The organism is Calothrix sp. NIES-2098 (assembly GCF_963875125.1).
Lineage (GTDB): Bacteria > Cyanobacteriota > Cyanobacteriia > Cyanobacteriales > Nostocaceae > Aulosira.
In genome coordinates this window covers 6,911,054-6,937,489 of the sequence record NZ_CAWNKJ010000001.1, presented here as the reverse complement: position 1 = coordinate 6,937,489, position 26,436 = coordinate 6,911,054, and the positions used below count along the sequence as shown (strand labels likewise).

The window sequence follows — 26,436 nt, the reverse complement described above, 5'->3', positions numbered from 1 at the left end:
GAGGATTTTCAACTCGGAATTTGGTTTGGGGAAAAGGTTGAAGATTAAGGGTTAAAGCTTGTCCTCCTTTTCCCCTGAACTAACAAGTGATGAACAAGAATAAGAATAGCTATCTCATAGTGTCAAATGAATCAGGAAATTCAAGTTAACAAAATATTATTTCTGGCAGCAAATCCAAAAGGCACTGTACCTTTGCGGCTGGATGAAGAACTACGGGAAATAGAGACAGGATTACAGCTTGCGAAAAACCGCGATCGCTTTATCTTAGAACAGAAGTGGGCAGTACGTCCGAGAGATGTACGACGAGCAATCTTGAATTATGAACCGCAGTTTATACATTTCTCTGGTCATGGAACAGAGAATGAAGGATTAGTTTTTGAGGATGATACAGGACGAGAGAAATTTGTAGATGCGGAAGGATTAGCAGGACTATTTGAGTTATTTGCCGATCGAGTAGAGTGTGTAGTTCTCAATGCTTGCTATTCACAGGTTCAAGCAGAGGCGATCGCTCAACATATTAACTATGTTATTGGTATGAGCAAGCAGATTGGCGATCGGGCAGCTATTGAATTTGCAGTAGCTTTTTATGATGCTATCGCAGCAGGAAAACCCGTTGAGTTTGCTTATAAATATGCCTGCAATGCAATTCGACTCACAGGTATTTTAGAACAACTAACCCCAATTCTGATTAAGAATCCTCATCTCAGCGAGGTAAATGCTCAATCTCATTTAGCTAAACAGGATTCTTCTGCCAAGAACGAGGCTAAATTAGGTACTGACTCTACTGCAACTCAACCAGTCCAAACTGCAAGCAATGAATTTCATATAACTAACAGCAACATCACCAACATTACTGGGTCAGGGCAAATTAACTATAACGAAGCTCCTAAACAAAAATGATGGCGTCATGGAGATAAAATTAGTAAGCACTTGCTGGCAGCGATTGAGTAGGCTTATTCTCAGCCTCTTTTTCTTTTGTATCAACAAACAGATCGATAAAATTTTTAATCTTTTCGGAACTCAAACTTTTTTCTTGTAAGTCTTTAACTATTTCACAAATTCTTACACCTTGTTCGGCAACTATTTCAATAGTTGAATCGGCTTTAATATTCGCTACTGCTGAATTATGTAATGCTACTAATTGCCATTGCTGATTAAATACCGGACTACCTGATGAACTAAAATCAGCATCGGCTTCATATCTAATAAATTTTTTGTAGATATTAGTAACTTTATTGCTGGAAAGAATAACTTGCTTACGCTTTCCTTTTGGATGCTGAATGATATTAACTGGTTCTCCTTCTATCAGTTTTTCTTGGGAAATATTTTGCTGAACTCCTATTTTTTGGAGTTTTCTCAATTTTTCATCATCTATAGGTGGAGCAATGTTTGTACTGTTCTCATCTAATGGAATCCAGCCAAAGCGATCGCCTGCTCTACCTAAGATAGATAAATTAGGGTCTTTAGGTCTATCTTGTAATTTAACTAAGGTGTAGTCCAATTCTTCGTTAGTTTCAAAAAAACCTGTTACTGAATTTGGATCGAGTTTGTATTCTACTGGAGGAATTTTTCTTCCCAGACCATCCTGATCGTAACCAAATTGGGCTATTACTTGAGCGCATACCTCTTTATCTGGAAGCACATGATGATTGGTGAGTAGGTAACTGCTTCCAACTAAAAATCCTGTTGCTATTGGAACAGGAAGTAGTTTTTTGAAACGTTCTGGATCTTTGAGTGCATCTGATGGATGATTTATATCGATGCCATCAAACAATTGCTGAATACAATCTGGCTCTTTTTCAGCCAATGAAAATATTTCTTTTATGTCTTCTTCAGATAAAACACCTTGTCCGCGCTTTTTAAGCTCATTTTCAAGAGCATCAATTTTATCCAATAGTTCAACTCTAGCTGGTTCAGAAAATTCCCGCACCAGTCGGCATACAGCAGCACCTCGTCTTACGCCTAACTCTAAAAAAGAAAATGGCAAAAAATCAGGTTGACCAAAAACTGCACTAATACGAGATGAGGGATTGATATCAAATCGTGAGTTGATAATATCTACTAAATCAGAGTCTTCAATATCCTCAAGGACATCGTCTTGTTTCGAGGGAAACGGAATAGAACTTAAATTTAATCTTTCTCCTAAGCTTCCTGGCAAGAACCATGTATCTAATAATATTTGACGAGATGGAGTTATAGTAATACTCATAATATTCTCAATTCTCTCAAAATTAATTGGTGACTTTGGAATGCACTCTCATCGCTTATTCAGTCAAATTCACAGTGGAAAAAACATTCAAGGTTGGCGTTTATCCCAAGAATATTTACAGCCAGAATTACATAACCTTATTGCTGGACAACCAATTATAATAAAAGTCTGTTTATTCTTGATTTTAGTTGTATTGTCTATAATCTCTGGTATTGTATCTGGCTTTTTTGGAAGTTGGTATTTCTTTAATATAAGTTTAACAATCCAGCCAGGGAGAATAGAACTTTTTTGGATGATTATCATAATTATTGCTTGGCTAACTGCCACTATTCGCCAAGGTATTGCTAAGGGATTAAGAGCAGCTATAGTATATTTTTTTCTTACATTAATAATCACAGAAATTTTAGTATTATTTAATTTGTTGCCTGTTATTGATAATCACATTTATCCAGCAATAGATCATCTTATTCAACACTTAGCTATTTTTTTAGCAGGCATAACTTTTAGCCTTTTTAGTTTATTGACAGGCAGTTTTGTTATTGCTGTATTTCATATAACTTTTGTAAAAAGTAAACTCGATAGGTTTCAAGTTTCCATTGCTACATTTATAATTATCATTGCAGTTATTGCCACGATAATTTTGTATTTATCTGGGGGAGTCGATAGCAAATTTGCAGAGCAAAGCCTTTTTGTAAAAAGCGCTAGCCTTTTAGGTGGTATGATTTCTGGATTTGGTTTTGGGATTCTTAGTTTAATCGTCACAAAATTTAGTCATAAACATTCCAGCCATTTTTATTTTTTGCATTCTTGGGCGATCGCAGCTGGTACATGGGGCAGTACATCATTTTATAACTTAGATTTAAGTAACATTGATTTTACTGGTTCTCTGTTAGCAAATAGCGATTTCCGCGCCAGTAATTTTTACCGGACTTGTCTTAAGGGAGTTAAAGGATTAGATAGGGCTAGATTAGATGATAGATATATAGATTTGACTAACTACAAAGTACAAAAACTGCTAATTGATGGAAAAAGTAAAGATAAAGAATTTAGCAATCTCAACTTACAAGGAGCATATTTGCGCAGCGCAGATATGAGATATTTCAATTTGAGAGGAACTAATCTCAAAGGAGCAGATTTACAAGATGCTGATTTGCGTCACAGTATTTTAGTTGGCGCTCAAGTGACAGGAGTTAATTTTACCGATGCCGATTTAACTGGAATTTGTATTGAAGATTGGCACGTTAATAGTAAGACTTGTTTTGCTAGGGTAAAATGTGATTACGTATTTCGTAAATTGGATAAGAAAGGAGAAACAATAGAACAATATCCTGTCGGTCGTTACTTTGAAAAAGGAGAGTTTGAAGCTCTATTTCAAGAAGTAGAAGAAGTCGTTGAGTTAGTTTTCAAAGAAGGTGTAAATTGGAGAGCTTTAAGTTTCACCTTCCGCAAATTTCAATTAGAAGATGATGGTTTAGGTTTGGAACTCAAAGGAGTTGAACAACGGGGCGACCTTTGGGTTGTGAAAGTAACTCATAAAGAAGGCGTTCTCCGACAACAGGTTGAACAGAGAGTTGGGGAAATTTATGATATGATTAAAGGCTTAATAGCTGTTAAAGAACCTCAAATTAATAAACTGTTAGATATTGCTGCCGATCAAGCAGGAGCTTTAAAAGAAGCTAATAAAAGATCTTTTGGTAATAGTTTTTATATTACAGGTAGTACAATTACAAACTTAGCTGGTTCTGGGGAAATTAATTATGATGAAGCTGCTAGTAAAATTCGCAGTTTTGTTGCTAATTGCAGCGAACCAGAGCAATCGCAAAAGTTAGTCCAAAATCTTTTAGAACAATTTCAAAATCAGAGTGTTGCTATTTCTGTGGATAAACAAGCTGAACTAATTGAACAACTAATTCTCACAGAGGCTAAAAAAGATCCATTTTTTAAGCAATTTGTTGTGCAGCAAGGACAGCAAATTGCTGATGGTATGGTAGAAAGTGCGATCGCATCCGCAATTCGAGCAGCGCATTCCCAACTTATTTAGAAAGCTGGATTTCTCAATCATGCAGACCGATCCTAAACCAGGAACGCTTTATGTTGTAGGTACACCAATTGGCAATCTTGAAGATATTACCTTTCGGGCGGTGCGAATTTTGCAAACGGTGGATCTGATTGCTGCGGAAGACACGCGCCACACAGGCAAACTGCTACAACATTTTCAAATTAAAGTTCCTCAGGTGAGCTACCACGAACACAATCGTACCAGCCGAATTCCAGAATTGTTAGAGCATTTAGCTAATGGTAAGGCAATTGCTTTAGTCAGTGATGCGGGTATGCCAGGAATTTCCGATCCAGGGTATGAATTGGTGAAAGCTTGTGTGGAAGGAGGAATATCTGTGGTTCCGATTCCGGGTGCGAGTGCGGCAATTACGGCTTTAAGTGCATCAGGATTACCAACAGATCGGTTTGTATTTGAAGGTTTTCTCTCAGCGAAAAGTCAACAACGGCGAGAATATTTAGAATCGCTGCAAACAGAATCCCGCACTCTAATTTTCTACGAATCACCGCATCGATTGCGGGAAACTTTACAAGATTTAGGAGAAACATTCGGAAGCGATCGCCAAATTGTCCTGGCTAGAGAACTCACCAAATTTTACGAGGAATTTTGGCGAGGCACAATTGCCGAAGCGATCGCTCATTACAGCCAGCGCGAACCCCAAGGCGAATATACTCTTGTGGTAGCAGGAACTCCAGCCACTCAACCCCAACTCACAGAAGCCCAAATCAAAGCCGAACTCGAACAATTAATTCGTCAAGGAATATCGCGATCGCAAGCTAGTCGCCAGTTAGCAAAATTCACTTCCCTACCGCGTCGAGAAATTTATCAATTAGCTCTCTCAATTGTGGTTGATTCTGAGTAGGGACACGTTATTTAGCTTTCTCGGCAATGGCTTAAGCTGTTCTCAAAATTTTTAATATTTAGTATATTTTTTACATTTTTCTAGTATTTTTTCGGTACTATTACGAGATTTTATTAATTATAATTATCTTAATAACTAACATATAAAAAATTATGAGTAGATTGTTAATTAAACTCATAGGTTTATTTTTGCTTTTTATAGGTTTATACTTTTTTGGACAAAATATTATATTTGCTACTGGCTATTATCGGTATTTTTATAGCAAGATACCTGCCACTGGCTCAGTGCTGGCACTTATGGCTGGCGTATTATCATTAATATTTTTTCGTAGACAAACAGGTAACTTAGGTTGGATTTTATTAGCAATAGGAATAGTTCTAGTTTTCTTAAGCGGCGGAGTAATTTTAAAACCAACTAGTTTGTGGAATTTTTTAGTTGCTTTTACAGCATTAGCAGCAGGGTATAAATTACTTACAGAAGGCAGAATTAACTTTTAAAACAAGCATATTAACTGTAGCAAATATAACTTGATCTTACTGTGGTATAGTCAGGAAAATTTGATGGTGTGTTCGTCAAAGTCTTTGACAGAGCCATCGCCTCCTATTCTCGAATTCCATAGCGATGGTGTTAAAGTATAAAGATTTGCCAGGTTTAGGCAGCAGCAATAACTTACCTCAATACCAAAAATTGCACTTTTTCATAGTTCTTGGGTAGAGGAGTTTTGCTAAGTTAGGGGCTGCTATTACAATGGAAACTGATCGATCTTGAGGATAGAGTAAGAATGACCCAAGTGGTTTTAGGAGAGAACGAAGGAATAGACTCAGCACTGCGTCGGTTTAAACGCCAGGTTTCCAAAGCTGGTATATTAGCTGACGTTAAGTATCATCGGCACTTTGAAACACCATTGGAAAAGAAGAAACGTAAGGCAGTGGCAGCTAGACGCAAGAGACGTTTTAAATAAACCTATTTTGGTGGTGGCTCTGTTTGAAGACAAGTTCTTAAACAAGCAACATAACGTTGCCATGATTCTTACAAAAATTAACAAAGATTTACCGCACCCCAGTTAGGGGTGTGAGTTAATTCCTTTCCCCAAGTGTGGGGCGTCTCAAATGTCATGAATATGGTTAGATGGAGTCAGCGATCATCGCTATCCATCAACCAAAATCAATGTGAAAATCACCCTTGAGCTAAGACTCAGAAGGATCAATAGTGCTGCTGTTACAACGGTTCATCGCCTTTTCTACTCCTTGTTTGAGGGTGAGTTCTACACACTCAACCACAAATTGAAGTACTAAAGACATTACTTGAGTTTCGCTAGCAGAAAAACGTCCTAGCACGTGGGACACAGCCCCAGAATCGTCGTTATTTGCTGCACCTTTGGGTTTACCTATACCGATGCGCAAACGTGGGAAATTTTGAGAACTCAAATGTGCGATCGCACTTTTCATGCCATTATGCCCCCCAGCCGAACCCGACAAGCGCAGGCGAGTCTTTCCTAGAGGTAAATCCATCTCATCATAAATTACCAAAACTGACTCTGGCGGCAATTTATACCAACTAGTAACTGCCTGTATCGCCTGTCCCGATCGATTCATATAAGTCAACGGCTTGAGCAAGCGGATCTTACCACCAACTGGCGCAACACCTTCACCGAATTGTCCTTGAAACTTGCGATTTTCTGCTAACGGAATTTGCCACGTACGCGAAAGTGCATCAACAGCCGCGAAGCCAATATTGTGGCGCGTTTGGTCATATTTAGGCTCTGGATTCCCCAACCCGACAATTAGCTGGGGAATCACCAAAGCTGGTTTTGTATCAGCCTCTGTCATTTTGACTCTAGTCAATCGATATGCAGCACTTAATTTAGCCTTTTGGCGAAGAACTAGCAGTGTCATGCTCTGATTGCGCTGCTTCGATTTGCTTGGGTTCAAGTTCAGCAGTAGTTTTGACAGCTTGTTCTAGTTGTTCCGCTTCCCGTTTAAACTCATTTTGAAATTCGTTAGAGGCTTCTTGAAAGCCACGAATTGCTTTACCCAAGCTACGACCAATTTCTGGCAATTTTTTTGGCCCAAAAACTAATAGCGCCACTACCAAAATTACAGCCATTTCTGGCAGACCAATACCAAATATATTCATGGGTGTTCTCCTATAAATCTACAGGTCAAGCAGGGAAGGAGAATACTATCTTCCCATTGATCTATGTTGACTTGTTTTCGACTAATTTTTTCAGGATGAAATCTACAAAAAAACCCGGACGAGCCGGGTGTAGCTTCGCTGATTCTAAAAGCTCAATAGCCTTGTATAAGTTAACGACCTATACTCCGCCAATCAACAAATACATCCTGAATCAGAATTGTCTTGTTATAGACTTGTAGAATAATCAGCAGAAAAACGAAAAATAATAGCATAAAACCAGCCATTACAGGTGTAGTTCCCCAACCCGGAGCAACTTTACCATACTCAGAGTTTAAGGGTCTCAGTATATCTCCCAACCTAGTCCTTTGTGCCATAGTTCACCTAAGATTACTTGCCAAAGCTTTTTTTAATCTTCTGTAATATTCTATAAGAATAGCACTCATAATCTATCCCTCAATTATGGAACCCGCAATAGTTCTTAGCATTTCTCTCGCTGCCCTAGTGATTGCCATCACTGGCTGGGGAATTTATATATCTTTTGGGCCTCCAAGCAAGGAATTAGCAGATCCATTTGAAGACCACGAAGACTAACGTACACAAGGTTACAGACGCCATTGAGAGCGTCTGTAAAAATCAGGGTTGAGTTTCTGGTATAATCTTAAAGCTAGTAACTTTCCAAGGCTGAATCGTAAAGATTTGTTGCCTAAATGAGAATTCTGTAGCGGTAGAACGCTCCAATAAATCTACTGCTGCTGTGAGATTTAAGCCGATATCGCTTTGTAAAGATAACTCGGCTGTGTCTCCTTGACATTCATAACAACGCAGAATCAATTGCTGGGAATCGTCTTCAGCTTGCTTGAATGCCATCAAGATTAAATTATCAGCGGATAAATTTAAGAAACTCATTTTTTCTGGAGTGCTAATTTCTGCGTTCTGAGTTCTAGGGGGATTTACAATTACTTGCAGCGGAATGTTCAACTCATAGCCACGCTTGACTGTATTAGCTGACTCCCAGCTACCAGTGTGGGGGTATAACGCATAGGTAAATTCGTGAAAACCTCGGTCAGCTTCGGGATTAGGCCAATGAGGACGGCGTAGTAAAGTTAGGCGGAGTTGATTGGGTTGGCTATCGTAACCGTATTTACAATCATTTAGTAAACTCACTCCATAGATCAATTCATCGGTTTCCCCAGTTAAATCAGCCCAACGCAAGGCTGGAACTTCCCACTTAGCTTTTTCTGCGGGGGTTTGGGGTTTAGTTGTGCGGCGAATTGCACCACAGGGAATTTCATAAGTGGCAAAGTCTGCTTCAATGTTGAGAGGAAAAGCAGCTTTTACCAAAACATGACTTTCTTGCCAATCAACAGTAGTAGCTATTTTGAGTAAAGGTACGCCAACTGTCAATATATAATCTTGGCAAAATTCCGAATCGCCCAACTGACGCACCACTCGCAAACGGCTTTGCACTACACCTTGTTCTAGCCACTGAATCGATTTGAGAGTAGTTGGTGGTAAAGGATGCAGGGCATAATTGGGGTCAATATTCCAAGCATCCCAATATTGTCCGCTATCTTGAAAAGCTTGCAGTTGATTACCTGCACCAGTTAATACTTCGCGTTGATGAGTTTTATCAAAAACACTAGATAAATCTCCTGTGTTGGGGTCAACTACTACTCGCAGGTATTCATTTTCCAGAACCCAGTCAGAGGGAAAAGACGGGGGAGAGGGAAGGGCGGAAGTAGGGACAAGCCAAAATAAGCGATAGCCCACGGATGGAATATCGGTAGCGAAAAATAGCAAGGTTGATGGTTCAGTTATTTGAGATAGTAGCTGCTTTCCAGAAACATCGTAAACTTGCCATTGTTGGTTAGCAGTTCTGGGTAGATTGACAGAAACCACCTCAGAACGTTGCCAATTGAGGGAATTGAAAACGATAACAGGCAAACTATTTGGTTGTGGTGGCTGTGGTAGGGTAATGTGGGATGCGATCGCTAACAATGAATCTTGTAATATCTTCGTTCCTACTTGTTCAACTTGTTGCCATTCCGGTAAAGCATCCACATAAACTTCAGTAATTGAAGAACCGGGTAAAATATCGTGAAACTGCTGAAATAATAGCTGCTTCCAAGCGGTTTCGATTTCTGCTTTTGCATACTCCACTCCACAACTAATTTTTGCCAAAGTTGCAAATAATTCCGCTTGGTACAATAAACTTTCACAACGCCGATTCCAACGCTTTTGGTCTCCGTGGGTAGTGTAGCAACCGCGATGGAATTCTAAGTAAAGTTCATCTTCCCATACAGGGAAAGAAGACGCAGGGGAATTGCTGATTTGCTGTAAATACTTCTCAGTAGTTGTAAATTCTAAATCAGGGAAGACTGGTGAGTGTTGCCAGCGTTCGGCAGTTTCTAACATATCACGGGTAGGGCCGCCGCCATGATCGCCAACACCAGGGAGCCAAAGCGCATCTTTTAACCCAGTTTTAGTTTGCCATTCATACGTATAGTCTGCCATCTTCACTGGATTAATACCTTCACCAATAGGTGCAGACATCAAACTAAATACTTCGCTACCATCAGGCGATCGCCACCAGAAAGCCCCATAATCAAATTTAGTAGTATCGTTCCACAACAACTTTTGGGTGACAAAATATTCAATCCCAGCATTCACGAAAAACTGCGGTAAAGTTGCACAAAAACCAAAGCTATCAGGTAGCCATGCTACAGGCGAAATCTTGCCAAATTTTTCTTGGGTATAGCGCTGACCATACAATAGCTGACGGACAATCGATTCCCCAGCAATCAAATTTAATTCTGGTTCCACCCACAAACCACCGATAACTTCCCAACGTCCCGCAGCTACCGCCTCTTGAATTTCCTGAAATAAATCTGGGCGATGTTCTTCAATCCAAGCATACTGCGACGGCATCGAATGGCAGAAAATTAACTCAGGAAAATCTTGTTGTAACTTCAGCACCGACTCAAAAGTGCGTTGCGCCGCATTCCAAGTTTCGCTCACAGGCCATAGCCATGCTAAATCTAAGTGAGCATGACCTACTAAATAGATTTTAGATTTTGAACCGCCGATGCACGCCGATGCACGCAGATAATCTTGGATGTGATGACGCACTGTAGCGAGGATATCTTCCCACTCTTGTTTCTCTTTCTTCGCGTTCTTCGCGCCTTTGTGGTTCGTTACCTCCCCCACCACTTCCGCCAACACCTCCAACTTCTCTGGCGCAAACCGTTCCAAATAAAGCTGCACCACAGCCAACTCATCAGCGACAAAACCCGCATCAGGAAGATTATAATCGGGAGATTCGTAGACAAGGAGCGATCGCACTAAAGCACCATCATCGTGTCCCGGACTCACCAACCGCAAAGCCACAATAAATTCTTCCCCTGGCTTCACCCGTTGACTCAAAAGTACTCTGGGCGAGCAATCAAATAAATCTCCCTCCAGCACCAATTCTCCATTTACATAAATCTCAGCAGCATCCGCCCACCAAAGCAACGTTAGTCGCAAAGATAACCCACTCAACGGATAACCCTGTAAATCCTGGGGAACCACCAACTTTTGAGCCAGCCATAAAACTTTCTTCCCGGCTGTCCAAGCAATATTTCCTTTAGGATTTAACTCGACAGGTTTCCATTGAGACAAATTTAATGCAGCAACCTCAGTAATACTCCAGTCAGATTCTTGATATAACCAGGTAGACTGAAGATTAACTTGACAACAAGAGCGCAACTGCTCAATTGCTGCTGATATTAAATTAGTATGAGATTGGCTTACAGGAAGGGTCATATTTTGGCTAAAATCAGGGCACTTACGATAATTAACAGTTTGTCGTTTTGACTGTGCAGTGGGAGTCTCACAGATCAATCAAGCTCTAACTAACAAATCACTACCATGCCTTCTGGTTCCTCTGGTCGTTATCAAAGCAAAATCTTTAACTTCGTTCACCAGCAATCTCGGCGGTTGACAGAACAGCTGGGACAAACCATGCGGTATGTACAAGTCGCTACCAAATGGGGTGTTGGAGTACTACTTTACCCTGTATATCGGCTATTGCAGTTATCCGAATCTGCAAACAAAACTCTGTATACTAAAGAACCTCAAACCAGATTGCAGTTAGAAGCAGAAACTCCTCCAGATGTTGACGCTCCCATTGTAAACGTCCTAGAGACTGTCAAAAATTTTCCACTTGCGGAAGCCGCCATTCCATCTTCCAAAAGCGTAGCGACACCTGCAAATCCGTGGGCGTTGTTAGAATCTTTGTGGTTAAAATTTGTTTCTCATAAATCAAGCAATCAATCTAGCTCTTCTCCATCGTTAACTATTTCAGCAAATCCGCTAGAAAGTCTCAACCCATCACCCATATATCCAATGGTGCAGGGAATAGCCACAAATTTAGAGAAGCGCAATTTATTACTCATTGCTGCGGATAATGAAATTCTGGATATTTTAACGCCTCAACAGCAAGCAAAATTAGAAGATTTAATTATTAGTGAAGTTGCTCAATACTGGCGTTATTGGCGCTTGTTAGAAGCAAAAAAAGAAACTAACTTAATGCCAGAGATTGAACGTTTATTAACAAAACTTACTGGTGGTAAGCCAGAACAGACACCTGCTCTCAATCCAAGTTCTGTAACAGAAGAGGTAAGCGAATCTAATTATTTATCCAAATATCCAGGAGCTTTAACATTGTTAGATGCTGCTGTGGCAAATTTGGAATCAAATGCTTTAGTGCCGATAAAACAACGAAGTAGAGAGATTATTCAAGTTGCCCAAACTCAATTTAGTATATTTCTTTATGGCAAAGAGCAATTAGCAGCCAGAGGAAAAATTCAAGTTAATAATGAGGGTTTAGAAACTCAGAAGCTAAATATTCCGGCATTGATTGAAGCAGCGCTGAATTACTTTTTTGGTGTTGGTAATGGCAAAAAACTAGATACTAGAGAGTCTGCTACAAAATTACCAGGAAAAAGATTGCCTCTGCCTAACCGACGCCAATTGAACAATGAAATTATCACCGCAGATCCTTGGTTGACATGGGGCGATTTGTTTGGCAATGCTGAAAATATTGAAGAACAGTTAGTTACACCTTCGCCAAATACAAATTCGGTCATAGATTCTAGTTTATCAACAACACCTGCTGCTTCAAAAAGGCATCAAAAGTTTTTACAAATACCACAACTAAATTTGGGGTTAGTCAAAAAGAAAAAATCACCGCGAAATCTCTCTTCTACTAAGAAAAAATCGGGTAAAGTTACCTCTGCTCAATCAACGAGTTCTCGCGTTTCCCAACCTAGCAGTAATAGTAAGACCGGAGAGATTTCTCAGCGTTACCCAAGCAATCAATTAGAAGCTAAACCAGATTGGATAGAAACAAAAGCAACACTGATTGGATATGAAAAGCACATTATAGAACAAATTCTAGAATTGCTTGATAGTATTATCCTGTGGTTAGAAACAATATTTTTAAACACGCTCATGTTTGTGCGAGGTCTGTTGGGAATTAAGTAAACTGCAACTGACAGATAAAGACAAAAGTTAAAATAGTCTTATTTCTGGCTTTTTTCACTATGTGAGGTGTTATATTTATTTGCGCCTTACAATATTAGGATAGTATTACCAAATCTCTATTAAGATAATTTTCTTAGAGACATGGTATTATCAGTATTCAGTTTTCCTATTTTGAATTGTCGAGTAATATTTGGTGGGTTTATTTAGTGAAAGTTCTTGTTTACTGTAAGTACTTTAATTTCAAAAATCCACTAGAAAAACCAAAGATGGAAACTTTTGTTGTGGATTTACCTCAAATCCCAAAGATTGGGGAAACAATTGTAGTTGAGCGAATGTCGCCTACGAAACAATGTGTAATTATTTTTGAATATATTGTGACGGCAGTGCAGTTTAATGCAGCTAGCGAATCAGCTGATGCACCAAATGCCAGACTTAATGTATGTTTAAACCACTGTTGGGAAGGAACATCCAATTTCAAAGTGACAAATTTTCTAGAAAAGTAATTCTTCACCAAAATAAGTGATTAAGGAAATTACGCAATAGCTTGATTCCTGTGGGTTCTTGATAGTTTGTAGGTAATAAAGCTAGCATTGCATCCTGTACAGCCAATACAACTGCATCTACTTCTTGTCGCTTTGACGTGGTGCTGTGAGAAAAGTATAATGGCTGACCAAATCGAACAGTTAGTTGTTTTCCTAGAAATAGGTCATGAGTACCAATCAACGCTACTGGTACTATGGGTACGCCAGATTTTAAAGCGTAGATAACAGTTCCTCGCTTCAAGGGAACGTGCAACTTACCCTCAGTTTCTCCCAAGCGCCCCTCGGGAAATAGAACTATGCCATCACCACGTGCCAAGATTGTCAGCACAATGCGATCGATTTGCCGTAATGTTGGGATATCTCCGCCTGTGGGCACATTTTCTTCAATCGCTGTCGCTAACTCTAGCAAATCCTGTCGTCCGGCTTTCGCCTCTGCAATGACAGCCAATTCTTCTTTCCAGATCCTTGCTAAAGGAATTACACCTCCAGCAAAGCTGAGTATCCGGCGTTTCCACCACTTGTTGTAGAGGGTACGAGCATCACCAAGAATGTAATAGTAAGGTTGGGCGGGAATTTCGCTGAGTAAGAGAAACGGATCGATGTGGTGGAGATGGTTGACAGCGAAGATTGCAGGTTTTTGGGGCAGTCTTTCTAAGTATTCTACCCGCACGCGGAAGAAAGCATGAATGAGCGATCGCAATACGAGGCGACGCAACTCACCGCTAGCCCTCGGTTCTGAAACCTCTACAGTCATGGCTGTCAATTGCTGGAGAGTTTGCGCAATCCTCTGGCGGACAGCCGGATCGACAGCCGCAGCCAAACCTTCTTGTACTCGCTCGATGGCTTCCGCAGTTAAAGGTGGTAAGGTATATGACTGGGTTCGACTTTCTGATGTCTGAGAAGGTGCCGCATCAGCGCTATTTTGAGTCACAAAGTCACTAGAATTATTGAGAATAATCACCTCTTTGAATTCGTAAATAAATCTTAGTTCTTGCAGCCAGATTATTAACCAATCTATAGTCAGAAACTTAAGAAAAAATGCCAAAAATTAACACTATGATTTCTCACACTGAAGGTACTTTTAAAGGTGTAGGAGAGCTTGACCTGTTTTACCAAAGCTGGCATCCCACAGGTAAAATACGGGCGATATTAGCGATCGTGCATGGATTAGGGGCGCATAGCGGACGATACGGAAATGTAATTGAACAACTTCTGCCTAAACAATATGCTGTTTATGCTTTGGATCAGCGTGGTAATGGACGTTCACCAGGACAGCGAGGACATATCAATAGTTGGGCGGAGTTGCGTGAAGATTTGAAAGCCTTCATAGAGTTGATTAAAACCCAGCATCCAGACTGCCCAATTTTTATTATGGGTCACAGCTTAGGTGCAGTAGTCGTCTTAGATTACATTTTGCACTATCCCGACGAAGCAGCGACATTGCAGGGTGCGATCGCGCTTGCACCAGCTATCGGGAAAGTTGGCGTTTCAAAAATCCGTCTACTAATTGGCCAGCTACTTTCTCGCGTCTGGCCGCAGTTCACCCTAAGTACTGGTATTGACCTTTCTGCTGGTTCGCGGGATGAAAAAGTTTTAGCAGCTTATGCCCAAGATCCCCTACGCCATACCCTAGGTACTGCGCGTCTGGCTACCGAGTACTTTGCCACAGTAGATTGGATTTATACTCACGCTGCTGATTGGCAATTGCCCCTATTAATTCTTCACGGTGAAGCCGACCGCGTAGCTTTACCAGAGGGCGGTGAAATATTTTACCAGCTAGTACCCTGTAAAGATAAGCTACGAGTGGTTTATCCCGAAGCCTATCACGAACTGCTAAGCGACCTCAATTATCAAGAGGTAATGGCCGATCTGGAAAATTGGTTGGAGCAACATTTACCAGATGAAGCGATTAAAATTACACTTGCAATGTAAATTAATTCGGCAGATATACCTTAAGGGTAAAGAAAATTGGTGAGCAATTTCTTAGTTTAATTTGTAGAAATTACTCAAGTGCAGAAACAAAATTTGCATGGTGACAGACGTTTCTGCTCGTTCCCACAAGGATAGAAATGGCTCAAAACCAAAAGCAGGCGATTGTACGCGATTTAATCGTCGTCGGAGCATCGGCAGGGGGAGTCGAGGCGTTAACTTATTTAGTTAAGCAGTTACCAACCGATTTCAATGCTGCTGTTATGGTAGTTCTTCACGTACACAGCCAAAGTCCGCCTATTCTGGCGGAGATTTTGAATAGTGCTGGAAAATTGCCAGCTTCTACAGCCCAAAATGGTGAAGCAATCGAGAAAGGACGAATCTATGTTGCTCCACCTGAATACCACTTGCGGCTGCAACCTGGATATTTGCAGTTAACCAAGGGGCCAAAAGAGAACCATCACCGCCCAGCTATCGATCCGCTATTTCGCAGCGCAGCACGAGCCTACGGAAGACGAGCGATCGCTGTACTTTTAACAGGAATGCTAGACGATGGCACAGCCGGACTGATGGCGGTGAAAATGCGTGGTGGTGTGGCAGTTGTTCAAGATCCTGATGATGCAATGTATTCGGGAATGCCACGTAGCGCCCTCGAAAATGTAGAAGAAATTGACTACATTTTGCCACTGTCGGAAATTCCATCGATTTTGGTAACTCTAGTTAATACACCGACAGAAAAGCCCCGACAAAGTAAGCTTGAATCTGACACAGCACAATCGAATATGGAAGCCGAAGACTCTGGTGCTCTAGTTGGTCAACCATCAACTTACACTTGCCCTGATTGCGGTGGTGTTCTCTGGGAAATTGAAGAAGGGAAAATGCTGCACTTTAAATGCCATACAGGTCATGCTTTCGGTGCAGAAACTCTAATGGCGTTGCAATCTGAGGTGTTTGAAGAGGCGTTATGGAGTGCGGTGAGGGCATTGCAAGAAAAAGCTATGCTCTCAGAACGTATGGCTTCTAGAATGCGCTATCGCAACCTTGAATTAGCAGCACAACAGATGGAACAAGAGGCTGAGGCTGCTAAACAACGTTCTCTCATCATTCGGGAAGTCTTAGAAAAAGGCAATAAACTTATTTAATTTGTGTCATCCTACCGATGGTAGATTCAGGGTATACCAATAGTCTGATTTCAGAAATTTCGCAATGTGATTTAATGAAGTCAACCATATAGGTATACGGGCAGTACCTGAGTGAAGCGCGATCGAACAGGCAAATTTATCCACAGTTGGGGATTAGAGTCGAAACAAGCGGTTAACTTATCGCTAACTAAAACGGCTTGGCAGAACCTCAAGCAGGAAGCAAGTAAACGCGGCATTTCTCGTTCGGAACTGGTAGAACGTTTTGCTCGTAGCTTTGAATCAGGTGCCACTGACAACTATCTTGGTGAAGGCAACGGCAACATTAACGCCTCAGAAAATTTCCAGCGATCTGAAGAACGATTTCGCGAAATTATCGATGCCATTCCGCAAATAGTTTGGACTTGTAAACCAACTGGTGAAGCGGAGTATTTCAACCAACAAGCCCTACATACTTTTGGTATTAACTTAGAACAACTATTTATTAATGGTTGGCATCCATTAGTTCATCCTGAAGATTTACAGCCAACTATTAATGCTTGGATGACAGCAGTTACTACAGGTAACGATTACCAGATTGAGTATCGTTTAAAAATAGCAGATGGTTCCTATCGTTGGTATTTAGGACGTGCTATTCCTAAGCGCGATCGCATAGGTAAAATTAGGCGCTGGTTTGGTACTTGCACAGACATTCACGATCGCAAGCAACAAGCGCAAACCCAAGCAAATCAATACCAATGGTTAGAAGCAGTAATGAATCTGCTACCGATTCCCCTGTTATTTATTGACCCTGATACAGCTTGCTTCACCTTCGCAAATCAAGCGGCAAAAGAAATGGCAGGAGGTGAAATTTCTCGCGATCGCCCGGCTGGGATTTACGATACAGATTTTTACTGCACTGATGCGACAGGAAAATTAATCCCACCCGAACAATTGCCAGCAGTTCGGGTAGCGCGAGGTGAAAAAATTCAAGGGGCGGAATTAAACTGGCACACTCCGAATCATGTTTATCCGCTGTTAGTCCATGCCGATACTTTACCTGCAATGCACGATCGCCCGGCAATTGGCGTCATGGTATTTCAGGATATTCGCGATCGCAAGCAAACAGAGTTACAACTGCAACAAAATCAGCGGTTTATTCAACGAGTTGCCGATGCGACACCGGGAATTTTGTACATTTACGACTTGATTGAGCAGCGTAATGTTTATGTAAATCGGCAGATAGGCGAACTTCTAGGCTACACAGCGACACAAGTGCAAGCAATGGGCGATCGGTTATTTGCCCAATTACTGCATCCAGAAGATTTCGCTAGGCTTCCGGCTCACATTGAACAGATGCATCAAGCACAAGATGGAGAGATTATTGAGTGGGAATATCGCATACAACATAGTAATGGAGAATGGCGCTGGTTTTTGAGTCGGAATTTAATATTTAGCCGTACAGAAAATGGCTTACCCCAGCAAATCATCGGCATTTCTCATGATATTACTGACCGCAAACAAGTAGAAGCTGCCCTGCAAGCCAGCGAGGCACAGGCGCGAGCCAGAGCAGAGGAATTAGAAGCATTTATGGAAGTAGTTCCGGTTGCTGTTTGGCTGTCCCGCGATCCGCAGTGCCATCAGGTAACTGTCAATCCCGCAGCTTATGAATTAATGCGGGCAACACCTGGTTCTGTTGCCACTGCTACCCCTGCGGATGGCGTGTATCCTTTCAAGTTTAAAACGCAACGCAACGGTCAAGATATCCTACCAGAGGAATTATCTTTGCAAAAAGCTGGCAGAACCGGACAGGAAGTTTGCGAAGAAGCAGAACTGGTGTTTGAAGACGGTGTAGTACGGCATATCTACGGTAAGGCAGTTCCCATCAAAGATGAGCAGGGCAAAGTTAGAGGTGTAGTTGGGGCGTATGTAGATATTAGCAATCGCAAACAATTAGAAGCGGAACTCCGCCGCCAAGAGCGACAATTCAAAACCCTCGCTGAAAATGCTCCCGATATCATCAGTCGAGTCGATGCCAATTTTCGCCACCTCTACGTTAGTCCTGCCGTTGAACCAGCAACAGGAATGCCAAAAGAAGCATTCATTGGCAAAACTAATGCCGATTTAGGTATGCCTGAAGAAATTTGTAAATTTTGGCAAGATAATTTGCAGCAAGTTTTTAGTACAGGTCAAAGCCATACTGTTGAGTTTAGTTTTTTAACACCCAATGGTAAGCGCTGGTATCAATCGCGTTTAGTACCTGAGTTTGCAGCAGATAACTCAGTGGAATCTATATTGGGAATTGCTCGTGATGTGACCGACTACAAACAAGTCGAACAGGCGTTGCGACAAAGTCAGGAACGCTATTGCTCGTTGGCAGAATCCTTGCCACAGCTTGTCTGTATGTCCGATGCGGATGGAATGACCAATTACTGCAATCAAAGTTGGATTGATTACAGTCGGCTAACCCTAGAAAAAACTCAAGGTAATGGATGGCAGCAGGTTGTACATCCTGAAGAGCTTCCCATATTTATGGAAAGGTGGACAGAGGCTTTAAAACGAGGCAATAGCTTCACAATTGAGTTGCGGCTCAGAAGATTTGATAATGTTTATCGCTGGCATTTGAGCAGAACTGTTCCCATCAAAGCCGAAAATGGCAGTATCGTTAGTTGGTTAGGAACAGCAACCGATATTGATGACCGCAAACGCAGCGAGCAAAGAGAACGGTTTTTGGCACAAGCTTCCCAAACTTTTGCCGCAGCTCGGTTGGATTTGCAAACGATTTTAGACACTATTACCCAACTGATTGGCGAGTTAACTGGTGATACTTGCATCTTGAGTTTGTTATCGGAAGACAAACAGTGGCTAAAGACTGTTTCCTTTCACCATATCAATACTGAAGTCAAAGAATTTCTTGGCAAACTACTACAGCAGCCGCGTTCGATTCAGGAGGGTATGGCAGGAGAAGTGGCAAGGACTGGTGAAATGATTTTCTTGCCAGAGGTATCGCCAGAACAGCTGCGTAATTCCCTTCAACGAGAATATTTGCCTTATTTAGAACGCTTCGGTATTTACAGTTTGTTAATTGTACCGTTGAAAGTGCAGGAGCAAATTATTGGCACGCTCGGTATTTCCCGCGAAATCCCAGGAAATCCCTATAGTAACGATCGTCCAAGGTTACTACAAGATATAGCAGACCGAGCCGCAATGGCGATCGCTAATGCTCGACTGTACCAACAAGCACAACAAGCCCGTAAACAAGCAGAGCAACTTGCCGATCGTACCAGCCGCCTACAGTTAGTCACAGCTGCTCTTTCCGAGTCGCTCACACCCACTCAAGTTGCGGAAGTGATTGTCGAACAGAGTATTTCTGTACTCAATGCCAGCGCTGCTTTAGTGGCAATTGTCTGTGAAAATCGCACAGAGTTAGAAATCATCCACTCTGTTGGTTTTGAACCAGAGATCGTGAATAGATGGCGGCGAATTTCTCTGGCATCATCAAGTCCATTGCCAGATGCAGTGCGTACTGGACAACCTGTTTGGGAAGAGTCGAAGGCACAGCGCGTCACGCACTATCCCCATCTGGAGGATATTTATGCTAGCTATGATTATGTCGCTTGGATTTCCTTACCTCTAATGGTTGAGGGTCGAGCAGTCGGCGGCATCACCCTTGGCTTTAAGGAATTCTCTTCCCTGAATCAGGATGAGCGAGCATTCATGTTGGCATTATCTCAGCAAGCAGCTGGTGCGATCGCTCGCGCCCAACTCTACGAAGCCGAACAACGAGCTAGAGCCACAGCAGAAGCAGCAAACCGGACAAAAGACGAATTTCTCGCTGTTCTCTCTCACGAATTGCGAACGCCCTTAAATCCAATTCTCGGCTGGACTTCATTACTGCGTCAGGGGAACCTAGACGCCAAAAAAACAGCCGCAGCCCTAGAAACTATCGAGCGCAATGCCAAGTTACAAGTCCAACTTATAGAAGATTTACTCGATATTTCGCGGATTTTACAAGGCAAGCTCAACTTAAATTCGGCTCTCGTTGACCTCAAAGCCACTATTAACGCAGCCATTGAAACTGTACGTTTGGCAGCTGAAGCTAAAGCTATTCAAATTCACAGCAATTTTACCTTGAATGTTAGCCATGTTTTAGGCGATGCAGGTCGGTTGCAGCAAGTTGTGTGGAATTTGCTCTCGAATGCAGTCAAGTTCACCCCTACGGGGGGTCGAATTGAAATTAAATTAGAGACAATTGATACAGAGGCCCAAATTCAAGTCACAGATACTGGCAGAGGTATCAATTCGGAGTTCTTACCTTATGTCTTCGATTATTTTCGCCAAGCTGATAGCAGTATCACCCGAACCTTTGGCGGTTTAGGCTTGGGATTGGCGATCGTGCGGCATATCGTAGAACTGCATGGGGGAACGGTCAAAGCCCAAAGCCCTGGAGATCAACAGGGAGCTACCTTCACCGTCAGACTACCACTGCTATTAACACCGACTTCCATAATGGAGGAAGAAGCATTGACACAAGACACCCTGACATTGGAAGGAATTGAAGTTTTAGTTGTAGATGACGAACCAGATAATCTAGAATTAGTTGCTTTTATTCTAGAAACAGCGGGTGCTAACGCGATTGTTGTATCTTCCGCAAAAGAGGTATTGCAGCGACTTAATCAAAAGGTTCCTGATATTTTATTAGCTGATATTGGGATGCCGCAAATGGATGGCTATACATTGCTACGGGAGATTAGAGCCTTACCAACACAACAAGGCGGAGAGATAAAAGCGATCGCTTTGACTGCCTATGCCGGAGAAATCAATCGCCAGCAAGCCCTGCAAGCCGGATTTCAAAACTATCTCTCCAAACCAGTTGACCCAGAAGAGTTGGTTGAGGCGATCGCTCAAGTTTTGCAGGGCGAGTAAATCAACCTGTGGCAAACTCAGTAAACTTGCGTTTATAAGGCGCATGAAAACCCAAAACAATATCTTGTTTTGGTACTCCCGCTACTACTAATTCATTAGCGACACCTACCTCAGTTCCATCTCGCTGAATCCAAATCTTGCCATCTTTAATATCCACATGGATAATGCAACCATAAACTCGCCTTAATTCTTTTTCTTTCCAACCAATATGAAGCACTTGATAGTGATGACGCTCTGTATCAAAAATTAGCTGTACCTCTGTGCCATCTTCAGAGTCGTTGTCTGAATGTCCTTGGAGAATTTCTTGTACTACTTGAGAATAATTTATTCTTTCCATAAGACAACTTCTTGTTTGACTGGATCAAAAATCAATAACTTTATTTGGTGTTCTGCAATTACATCTTGAATCAACTTCCAAGTAAAGAAATCTCGATAAGTATCCCAAGAAATTGCCAAATACAAAACTCGATCGGGTTGTTCCCTACCAAGGCAAGCGGCTCCCATCCCAAGAAAAAAATTGTCCGCTATCACCTTCTTGAAGTTGTTCGATAACATTCAGCAATTGGGTCACAGTCCGTTCTACTGAAAATAACTTTTCTGCGGCTACATTTTTCTGGAAGGGACGTGACAGGCGCGTATCAGTTGTCCCAGGATGTAATGTTACTACCAAAGTTTTAGGACTACTTCTGCTATATTCAATTGCGGCTGTACGTATCAACATATTTAATGCTGCTTTGGAGGCTCGATAACCATACCATCCACCAAGTTGGTTATCACCAATACTACCAATCTTGGCAGAAATATTAGCAAAAACGCTGCGTTCTCCATGTTTGAATAATGGCAATAGATGTTTAGCCAACAACACAGCACCAATACTGTTAATTTGAAAGTAGCGTAGTAAATTTTCTGGATTTATTTGTCTTAAACTTTTTTCTGGTTGCAGAGTACCTTCATGTAGTATTCCTACACAATTGACTACCAAATGCACCTTGTTAACTTGAGTACTTATCTGTTGAATAGCTTCAGCAATTTGTGATTCGTCAGTGATATCTAATTTCAAACAAGTTAAGCGCTCAGGATGTTCGTTTGCAAGATTAATTAACTCCAAGGCTGAATCTGGTTGACGGTAGGTAGCATATATTTTTGTAATTCTGCGATCGTGCAGTAATTTTTTCACAAAACCTAAACCAATACCTTGGCTGGCTCCTACAATTAATGCGTTAATAGGATCGATTTCATCAATAAAAGACATATCTATATTTAAATATATATTTATAATTTATTTGCCAATACAGAATCTACTAAAAATTCTGTCAAGCACTGATTCTGTAACTTCTTCACCTGTAATTTCTCCTAATGCATAAACTGCATCTCGTAAATCAATTGTCCAAAAGTCGAGAGGTAGTTGTTGAGTAATTGTATACTGCACTTGCTCTAGAGAAATCTTGGCTTTTGTTAAGGCTGCTGCTTGTCTTTGGTTAATTGCTAAATCTAGATCGGCAGCATGAACTTTACCAGCTTGCACTATCTCTAAAATTGCTGTTTCTAAATCTTCAATACCTAGGTTCTGTGCTGCTGCGGTAAAAATTTGATGTTTAAAATTTAGGGTTTTCGATTGCAGAGAATTTTTTACGCTTTCTTTTACTAAATCAATTTTGTTAATTACTAAAATCAATGGACGGTGTTGTACCTGTTCGTAAATTTCCCGATCGCCTTCCGTCCAACCTGCGGCAGCATCAATGGTTAACAGCACTAGATCGGCTGCACTGGCAGCACGGCGCGATCGCTCGACGCCAATTTTTTCTACCTGGTCTGTGGTTTCGCGAATCCCCGCAGTATCTAGCACCTGCACGGGAATACCACCGACAACTAACTGCGATTCCACAACATCGCGGGTGGTTCCAGGTAAATCGGTGACGATGGCGCGATCGCTCCTGCTCCAAGCGTTCAGCAAGCTTGATTTCCCTACATTTGGTCGCCCAACAATTGCTACTTTTAAACCTGTGCGTAACAGTTCGCCTTTGTCTTTAGTTGCTAATAACTTAGTAATTTCTGCGGCAATGTTCTCAATTGCTGATATTATAGCTTTATCATCCAGCGGAGGTAAGTCTTCCTCAAAATCGATCCGCGCTTCGATTTCTGCCAAAATATCCAAACAGTTAGCGCGTAACTGGCGAATTGGATGAGCTAATTTACCTTGTAAACCAGCTAAAGCAGTTTGAGCAGCTTGCGGCGATCGCGCTCCCACCAAATCAGCAATACCTTCGGCTTGTGTCAAATCTAATCGCCCATTCAAAAAGGCACGGAGTGTAAATTCTCCTGGCTGTGCCAGTCTTGCGCCATTTTCCAAACATAATTGCAACACCTGCTGCACTGCCATAATTCCGCCGTGACAATGGAATTCCACCACATCTTCACGGGTGTAAGAACGGGGTGATTGCATAATCAACAACAAAGCTTCATCCACCAACTTTTGTGTCTTCGGGTGACGGATGTAGCCGTAGAGAATGCGGTGACTTTCCCAAACCTGACGCCCAGGTGCATGAAAGAGCGTTTTGGCGATCGCGATCGCTTGGGAACCAGATACCCGCACAATACCCACGCTACCCTGTTGCGGGACAACAGCAGTTGCGATCGCGGCGATGGTTCCAGTAGTGGCAAATATTTCCGACATGAGCGCCTTTGCAAGCAAATCTATATGGTTAGCGTAACAGGTACTTTTGCTTGAGGTAAGCAAAGGGTTTCCCTAACTTTGAGCTTTTCTCTTACTGTAGGCAGAAGTTCAAGGATCGAGGACTTCTATACTAAATTAAATAGTAAGTATTTAAACTAATAGGAGGCCTAGTAGCAAGGTAAGATTTATCTGAAGAGTAGATAAACGCTCTTGTAGAGAGGGATTCACTGTGGAGCAGAAAATTAATTGCGCTGAAGCCTGCGTTAACGGTTGTGTGTTAGGGGATAAATGCCCGAATATTGAATTTAGAGAAGCAACAACACAATTTATTGAAGATACTTCTCTGGATAAAATGCTCGAAATGGCAGAAGAACGACTGCGACGAAAAATGATGGAACCGCCAAAATGGGTTCTTCCAGAGGATTAGTAGCATTCTTCTCAAGAATCAAACAATAGCATTGGGTGCAATTCCTCCATTCTCACATTTTTACCGCTAAGTTAGCCGCTTAAGTTGGCGTGAGATCTGGACAGCTGATTGTGGTAATTCAATCAGCTGTCCTTTTAACTTCTTGAGCCGCTACTTTTGAGTGCAGAAGTCAGAGAATTTACAGGCTTTGTATAGTCTTGTTTAACGGTTTTTGATTGAGATTTGGTTGCTTTTCATCCAATACGCTGTCAAATTAACACATTTGTCCGAAAAATAGTGAACGATGTTTGATGTTAATTGATGAGGCCGTCTTTGCTGCAACCTATTAACCTATGAATAAACGAATATTTTTAATTGTCGCAACCGCTACTCTATTAATTTTAGGATTTCTATCTTTAGGTAGCTATATGGCTTGGTTCTGGCCTCTAGAACTACTGGCTCATTTTCGAGTTCACTATTTGGTTGCATCTTTAATAGTTACTATTATTCTAGGCATTCTTTGGAAAACTCGTCATCTTAAAAGTAAAGTAATAGTTCTTGCAGCTTTATTGCTAGTGGGTTTGAATGTAATTGAGGTACTTCCTTGGTATCTACCGCATTCACAACAATTAGTTGGAAATGCATCTAAACAAATCCGGCTGTTATCTTTTAACATTAATATTCAGAATAATGATAACAAAGAAGTTATTAATGTAGTACGGAATAGTCACCCCGATCTAGCTTTATTTCTGGAAGTAAATCGCAGTGCTTTCGACAATTTAAAAGCTGAGTTAAAAAATACTTTGCCTTATACTTTTAGAAGTCCTGGTGGTGGACTGGCAATATTTAGTCGCTTACCGATTCAAGATGTTAAGGCAGATAATTTTAATGGTAAAGGAGGTCATAATCTGATAGCGACCTTAACATTAGATCAACAACCTATTAAGTTAATTGGAACCCATCCGATAGTACCAGTAACACGCAGTAATTTTCACAGACGTAATCTTCAGCTAGCGGCGCTGAGTGATTATATTCGAGAACTGAATCAGCCATTAATTTTAATGGGAGATTTTAACTTAACGCCTTGGTCGCCTTATTATCGCAGATTTATCAACAAAACAAATTTGCACAATACACGCTTAGGTTTTGGTATTTTACCAAGCTGGCCAAGACCAGCAACTCATGTGCATCTACCAAGCTGGATTATTCCGTTGATAAATATCCCAATCGACCATTGCTTTGTCAGTAAGCATTTTAGTGTTGCTCAAATCTATACAGGTGCAAATGCTAATTCTGACCATGCACCATTAATTACTGACTTAGTTTTACGTTAGGTAATATACCAGTCCAATTACACAATCGTATCTGGATCGATTCCCAATTCTCGCAGTTTTGCTGCCAAGCGATCGCTTTTTTGTTTTTCTTGTTCAGCGCGTTGCTTTTCTTGTTCCGCCACTTCTTCTAGTGTTGAAACCAGTTGTCCTTCAGAAGTGAAAAAGCGTAGCTTTTCTTGCTCAACTCCCAAATATAACTCTAGCTGCTGACTCCACAACCAGCCTTGAGAATTTGGTTCTATTGGTTGATAGTTACCAGCCACTAAAACAAATCCAGCAAATTCTAGATTACTAGGATCAAACCAAAAGTATTCTGGTGTACGAAAGGTATCTTGATAAATTTGTTTCTTTAGGCCTTTATCTGTTAAAGCTGTGGAATCTGATAGCAGTTCGATAATCACATTAGGATATTTACCATCTTCTTCCCAAAGAACCCAACTTTTACGCGGTTTGCGTTTAGTTCCCAACACCACAAAAAAATCTGGGCCACGAAAATCTTCTGACTTCCGCTGACGTGGGCTGTAATAAATTGTAATATTACCGGATGCATAGAAATCGTTGCGGTTTCGCCATAACCACTCAAGACATTGGATGAGCAACGTCATTTGTAGACGATGTAAGTCAGTGTCCAAAGGCGGTTCGTCACTGTATAAATCACTAGGAGGAAATATAACATCTTCTGGAGTTACTAAATCTGGTGCAACAGACATGGGCGTAA

Annotated in this window: 25 protein-coding genes; 13 read left to right on the top strand and 12 right to left on the bottom strand. The window is 41.4% G+C overall.

Annotated features, from left to right (window positions below; all coding sequences use genetic code 11):
• Positions 1-126 precede the first annotated feature (126 nt).
• The gene (locus AACU33_RS28990; RefSeq protein WP_096593419.1) at positions 127-900 is read left to right on the top strand and encodes a CHAT domain-containing protein; all 774 of its coding nucleotides are present in this window, start codon (positions 127-129) and stop codon (positions 898-900) included.
• Positions 901-919: 19 nt separating this feature from the next.
• On the opposite strand, the gene AACU33_RS28985 is transcribed toward AACU33_RS28990, so the two are convergent.
• Complete coding sequence (locus AACU33_RS28985; protein WP_096593416.1) at positions 920-2,209, bottom strand: trypsin-like serine peptidase; 1,290 nt, start codon at positions 2,207-2,209, stop codon at positions 920-922.
• Positions 2,210-2,296: 87 nt separating this feature from the next.
• Positions 2,297-2,605 carry a hypothetical protein gene (locus AACU33_RS28980; RefSeq protein ID WP_339376354.1) on the bottom strand — a complete coding sequence of 103 codons (309 nt, stop codon included), beginning with the start codon at positions 2,603-2,605 and terminating at the stop codon, positions 2,297-2,299.
• 322 nt (positions 2,606-2,927) lie between these two features.
• On the opposite strand from AACU33_RS28980, the gene AACU33_RS28975 reads away from it, so the two are divergent.
• The 4 genes from AACU33_RS28975 (at position 2,928) to rpsU (ending at position 6,088) form a co-directional block, all read left to right on the top strand.
• Positions 2,928-4,250, top strand: a complete 1,323-nt coding sequence (locus AACU33_RS28975) for a pentapeptide repeat-containing protein (RefSeq protein ID WP_339376353.1) — start codon at positions 2,928-2,930, stop codon at positions 4,248-4,250.
• Positions 4,251-4,269: 19 nt separating this feature from the next.
• Entirely contained in the window at positions 4,270-5,127 is an 858-nt protein-coding gene (rsmI, locus tag AACU33_RS28970) for a 16S rRNA (cytidine(1402)-2'-O)-methyltransferase (RefSeq protein WP_096593412.1), read from the top strand.
• A gap of 152 nt (positions 5,128-5,279) precedes the next feature.
• Complete coding sequence (locus AACU33_RS28965; protein ID WP_096593409.1) at positions 5,280-5,624, top strand: hypothetical protein; 345 nt, start codon at positions 5,280-5,282, stop codon at positions 5,622-5,624.
• Between the two features lie 284 nt (positions 5,625-5,908).
• A complete protein-coding gene (gene rpsU / locus AACU33_RS28960) occupies positions 5,909-6,088 on the top strand; it encodes a 30S ribosomal protein S21 (protein ID WP_096593406.1) in 180 nt (59 codons plus the stop codon).
• 226 nt (positions 6,089-6,314) lie between these two features.
• On the opposite strand, the gene pth is transcribed toward rpsU, so the two are convergent.
• The 3 genes from pth to psbH all read right to left on the bottom strand — a co-directional run bounded on the left by pth (position 6,315) and on the right by psbH (position 7,637).
• The gene (gene pth / locus AACU33_RS28955; RefSeq protein WP_096595427.1) at positions 6,315-6,956 is read right to left on the bottom strand and encodes an aminoacyl-tRNA hydrolase; all 642 of its coding nucleotides are present in this window, start codon (positions 6,954-6,956) and stop codon (positions 6,315-6,317) included.
• A gap of 34 nt (positions 6,957-6,990) precedes the next feature.
• Positions 6,991-7,263, bottom strand: a complete 273-nt coding sequence (locus AACU33_RS28950) for a TatA/E family twin arginine-targeting protein translocase (protein ID WP_096593403.1) — start codon at positions 7,261-7,263, stop codon at positions 6,991-6,993.
• 170 nt (positions 7,264-7,433) lie between these two features.
• Complete coding sequence (psbH, locus tag AACU33_RS28945; protein WP_096593401.1) at positions 7,434-7,637, bottom strand: photosystem II reaction center phosphoprotein PsbH; 204 nt, start codon at positions 7,635-7,637, stop codon at positions 7,434-7,436.
• An 85-nt stretch (positions 7,638-7,722) separates the two neighbouring features.
• On the opposite strand from psbH, the gene psbN reads away from it, so the two are divergent.
• On the top strand, positions 7,723-7,854 hold the full coding sequence (gene psbN / locus AACU33_RS28940; protein WP_096593398.1) for a photosystem II reaction center protein PsbN: 132 nt from the start codon (positions 7,723-7,725) through the stop codon (positions 7,852-7,854).
• 42 nt (positions 7,855-7,896) lie between these two features.
• Here psbN and AACU33_RS28935 read toward each other — a convergent pair whose 3' ends face one another.
• The gene (locus AACU33_RS28935; RefSeq protein WP_096593395.1) at positions 7,897-11,067 is read right to left on the bottom strand and encodes an alpha-mannosidase; all 3,171 of its coding nucleotides are present in this window, start codon (positions 11,065-11,067) and stop codon (positions 7,897-7,899) included.
• Positions 11,068-11,172: 105 nt separating this feature from the next.
• Between AACU33_RS28935 and AACU33_RS28930 the strand changes: the two genes are divergently transcribed.
• The gene (locus tag AACU33_RS28930) at positions 11,173-12,789 is read left to right on the top strand and encodes a hypothetical protein (RefSeq protein ID WP_096593393.1); all 1,617 of its coding nucleotides are present in this window, start codon (positions 11,173-11,175) and stop codon (positions 12,787-12,789) included.
• Between the two features lie 266 nt (positions 12,790-13,055).
• Positions 13,056-13,292 (top strand): hypothetical protein, encoded by a 237-nt coding sequence (locus AACU33_RS28925; RefSeq protein ID WP_339376352.1) that lies wholly within the window; start codon positions 13,056-13,058, stop codon positions 13,290-13,292.
• Between the two features lie 4 nt (positions 13,293-13,296).
• On the opposite strand, the gene AACU33_RS28920 is transcribed toward AACU33_RS28925, so the two are convergent.
• Positions 13,297-14,172: a lysophospholipid acyltransferase family protein gene (locus tag AACU33_RS28920; RefSeq protein ID WP_339376526.1), complete on the bottom strand. Its 876-nt coding sequence runs from the start codon at positions 14,170-14,172 to the stop codon at positions 13,297-13,299.
• Positions 14,173-14,387: 215 nt separating this feature from the next.
• Here AACU33_RS28920 and AACU33_RS28915 point away from each other — a divergent pair, with 215 nt between their 5' ends.
• The 3 genes from AACU33_RS28915 to AACU33_RS28905 all read left to right on the top strand — a co-directional run bounded on the left by AACU33_RS28915 (position 14,388) and on the right by AACU33_RS28905 (position 21,304).
• A complete protein-coding gene (locus AACU33_RS28915; RefSeq protein WP_096593388.1) occupies positions 14,388-15,263 on the top strand; it encodes an alpha/beta hydrolase in 876 nt (291 codons plus the stop codon).
• Between the two features lie 137 nt (positions 15,264-15,400).
• Complete coding sequence (locus AACU33_RS28910) at positions 15,401-16,402, top strand: chemotaxis protein CheB (RefSeq protein WP_096593385.1); 1,002 nt, start codon at positions 15,401-15,403, stop codon at positions 16,400-16,402.
• A gap of 111 nt (positions 16,403-16,513) precedes the next feature.
• Complete coding sequence (locus tag AACU33_RS28905) at positions 16,514-21,304, top strand: hybrid sensor histidine kinase/response regulator (protein WP_096593383.1); 4,791 nt, start codon at positions 16,514-16,516, stop codon at positions 21,302-21,304.
• A gap of 1 nt (position 21,305) precedes the next feature.
• Here AACU33_RS28905 and AACU33_RS28900 read toward each other — a convergent pair whose 3' ends face one another.
• The 4 genes from AACU33_RS28900 to mnmE are packed head-to-tail and all read right to left on the bottom strand — an operon-like array spanning position 21,306 to position 23,978.
• Positions 21,306-21,641 (bottom strand): XisI protein, encoded by a 336-nt coding sequence (locus AACU33_RS28900; RefSeq protein WP_096593381.1) that lies wholly within the window; start codon positions 21,639-21,641, stop codon positions 21,306-21,308.
• Complete coding sequence (locus AACU33_RS28895) at positions 21,629-21,808, bottom strand: element excision factor XisH family protein (protein WP_339376351.1); 180 nt, start codon at positions 21,806-21,808, stop codon at positions 21,629-21,631. The genes AACU33_RS28900 and AACU33_RS28895 overlap by 13 nt, the downstream gene beginning before the upstream one ends.
• Positions 21,786-22,556, bottom strand: a complete 771-nt coding sequence (locus tag AACU33_RS28890; protein ID WP_096593376.1) for an SDR family NAD(P)-dependent oxidoreductase — start codon at positions 22,554-22,556, stop codon at positions 21,786-21,788. Before AACU33_RS28890 ends, AACU33_RS28895 begins: the two co-directional genes overlap by 23 nt.
• 27 nt (positions 22,557-22,583) lie before the next feature.
• Positions 22,584-23,978 carry a tRNA uridine-5-carboxymethylaminomethyl(34) synthesis GTPase MnmE gene (gene mnmE, locus AACU33_RS28885; protein WP_096593373.1) on the bottom strand — a complete coding sequence of 465 codons (1,395 nt, stop codon included), beginning with the start codon at positions 23,976-23,978 and terminating at the stop codon, positions 22,584-22,586.
• Positions 23,979-24,207: 229 nt separating this feature from the next.
• On the opposite strand from mnmE, the gene AACU33_RS28880 reads away from it, so the two are divergent.
• Positions 24,208-24,405, top strand: coding sequence for a hypothetical protein (locus AACU33_RS28880; protein ID WP_096593370.1), 198 nt, complete (start codon positions 24,208-24,210; stop codon positions 24,403-24,405).
• Positions 24,406-24,737: 332 nt separating this feature from the next.
• Complete coding sequence (locus AACU33_RS28875) at positions 24,738-25,718, top strand: endonuclease/exonuclease/phosphatase family protein (RefSeq protein ID WP_096593368.1); 981 nt, start codon at positions 24,738-24,740, stop codon at positions 25,716-25,718.
• Positions 25,719-25,735: 17 nt separating this feature from the next.
• On the opposite strand, the gene AACU33_RS28870 is transcribed toward AACU33_RS28875, so the two are convergent.
• Entirely contained in the window at positions 25,736-26,428 is a 693-nt protein-coding gene (locus AACU33_RS28870) for a Uma2 family endonuclease (RefSeq protein WP_096593365.1), read from the bottom strand.
• Between the last annotated feature and the right edge of the window lie 8 nt (positions 26,429-26,436).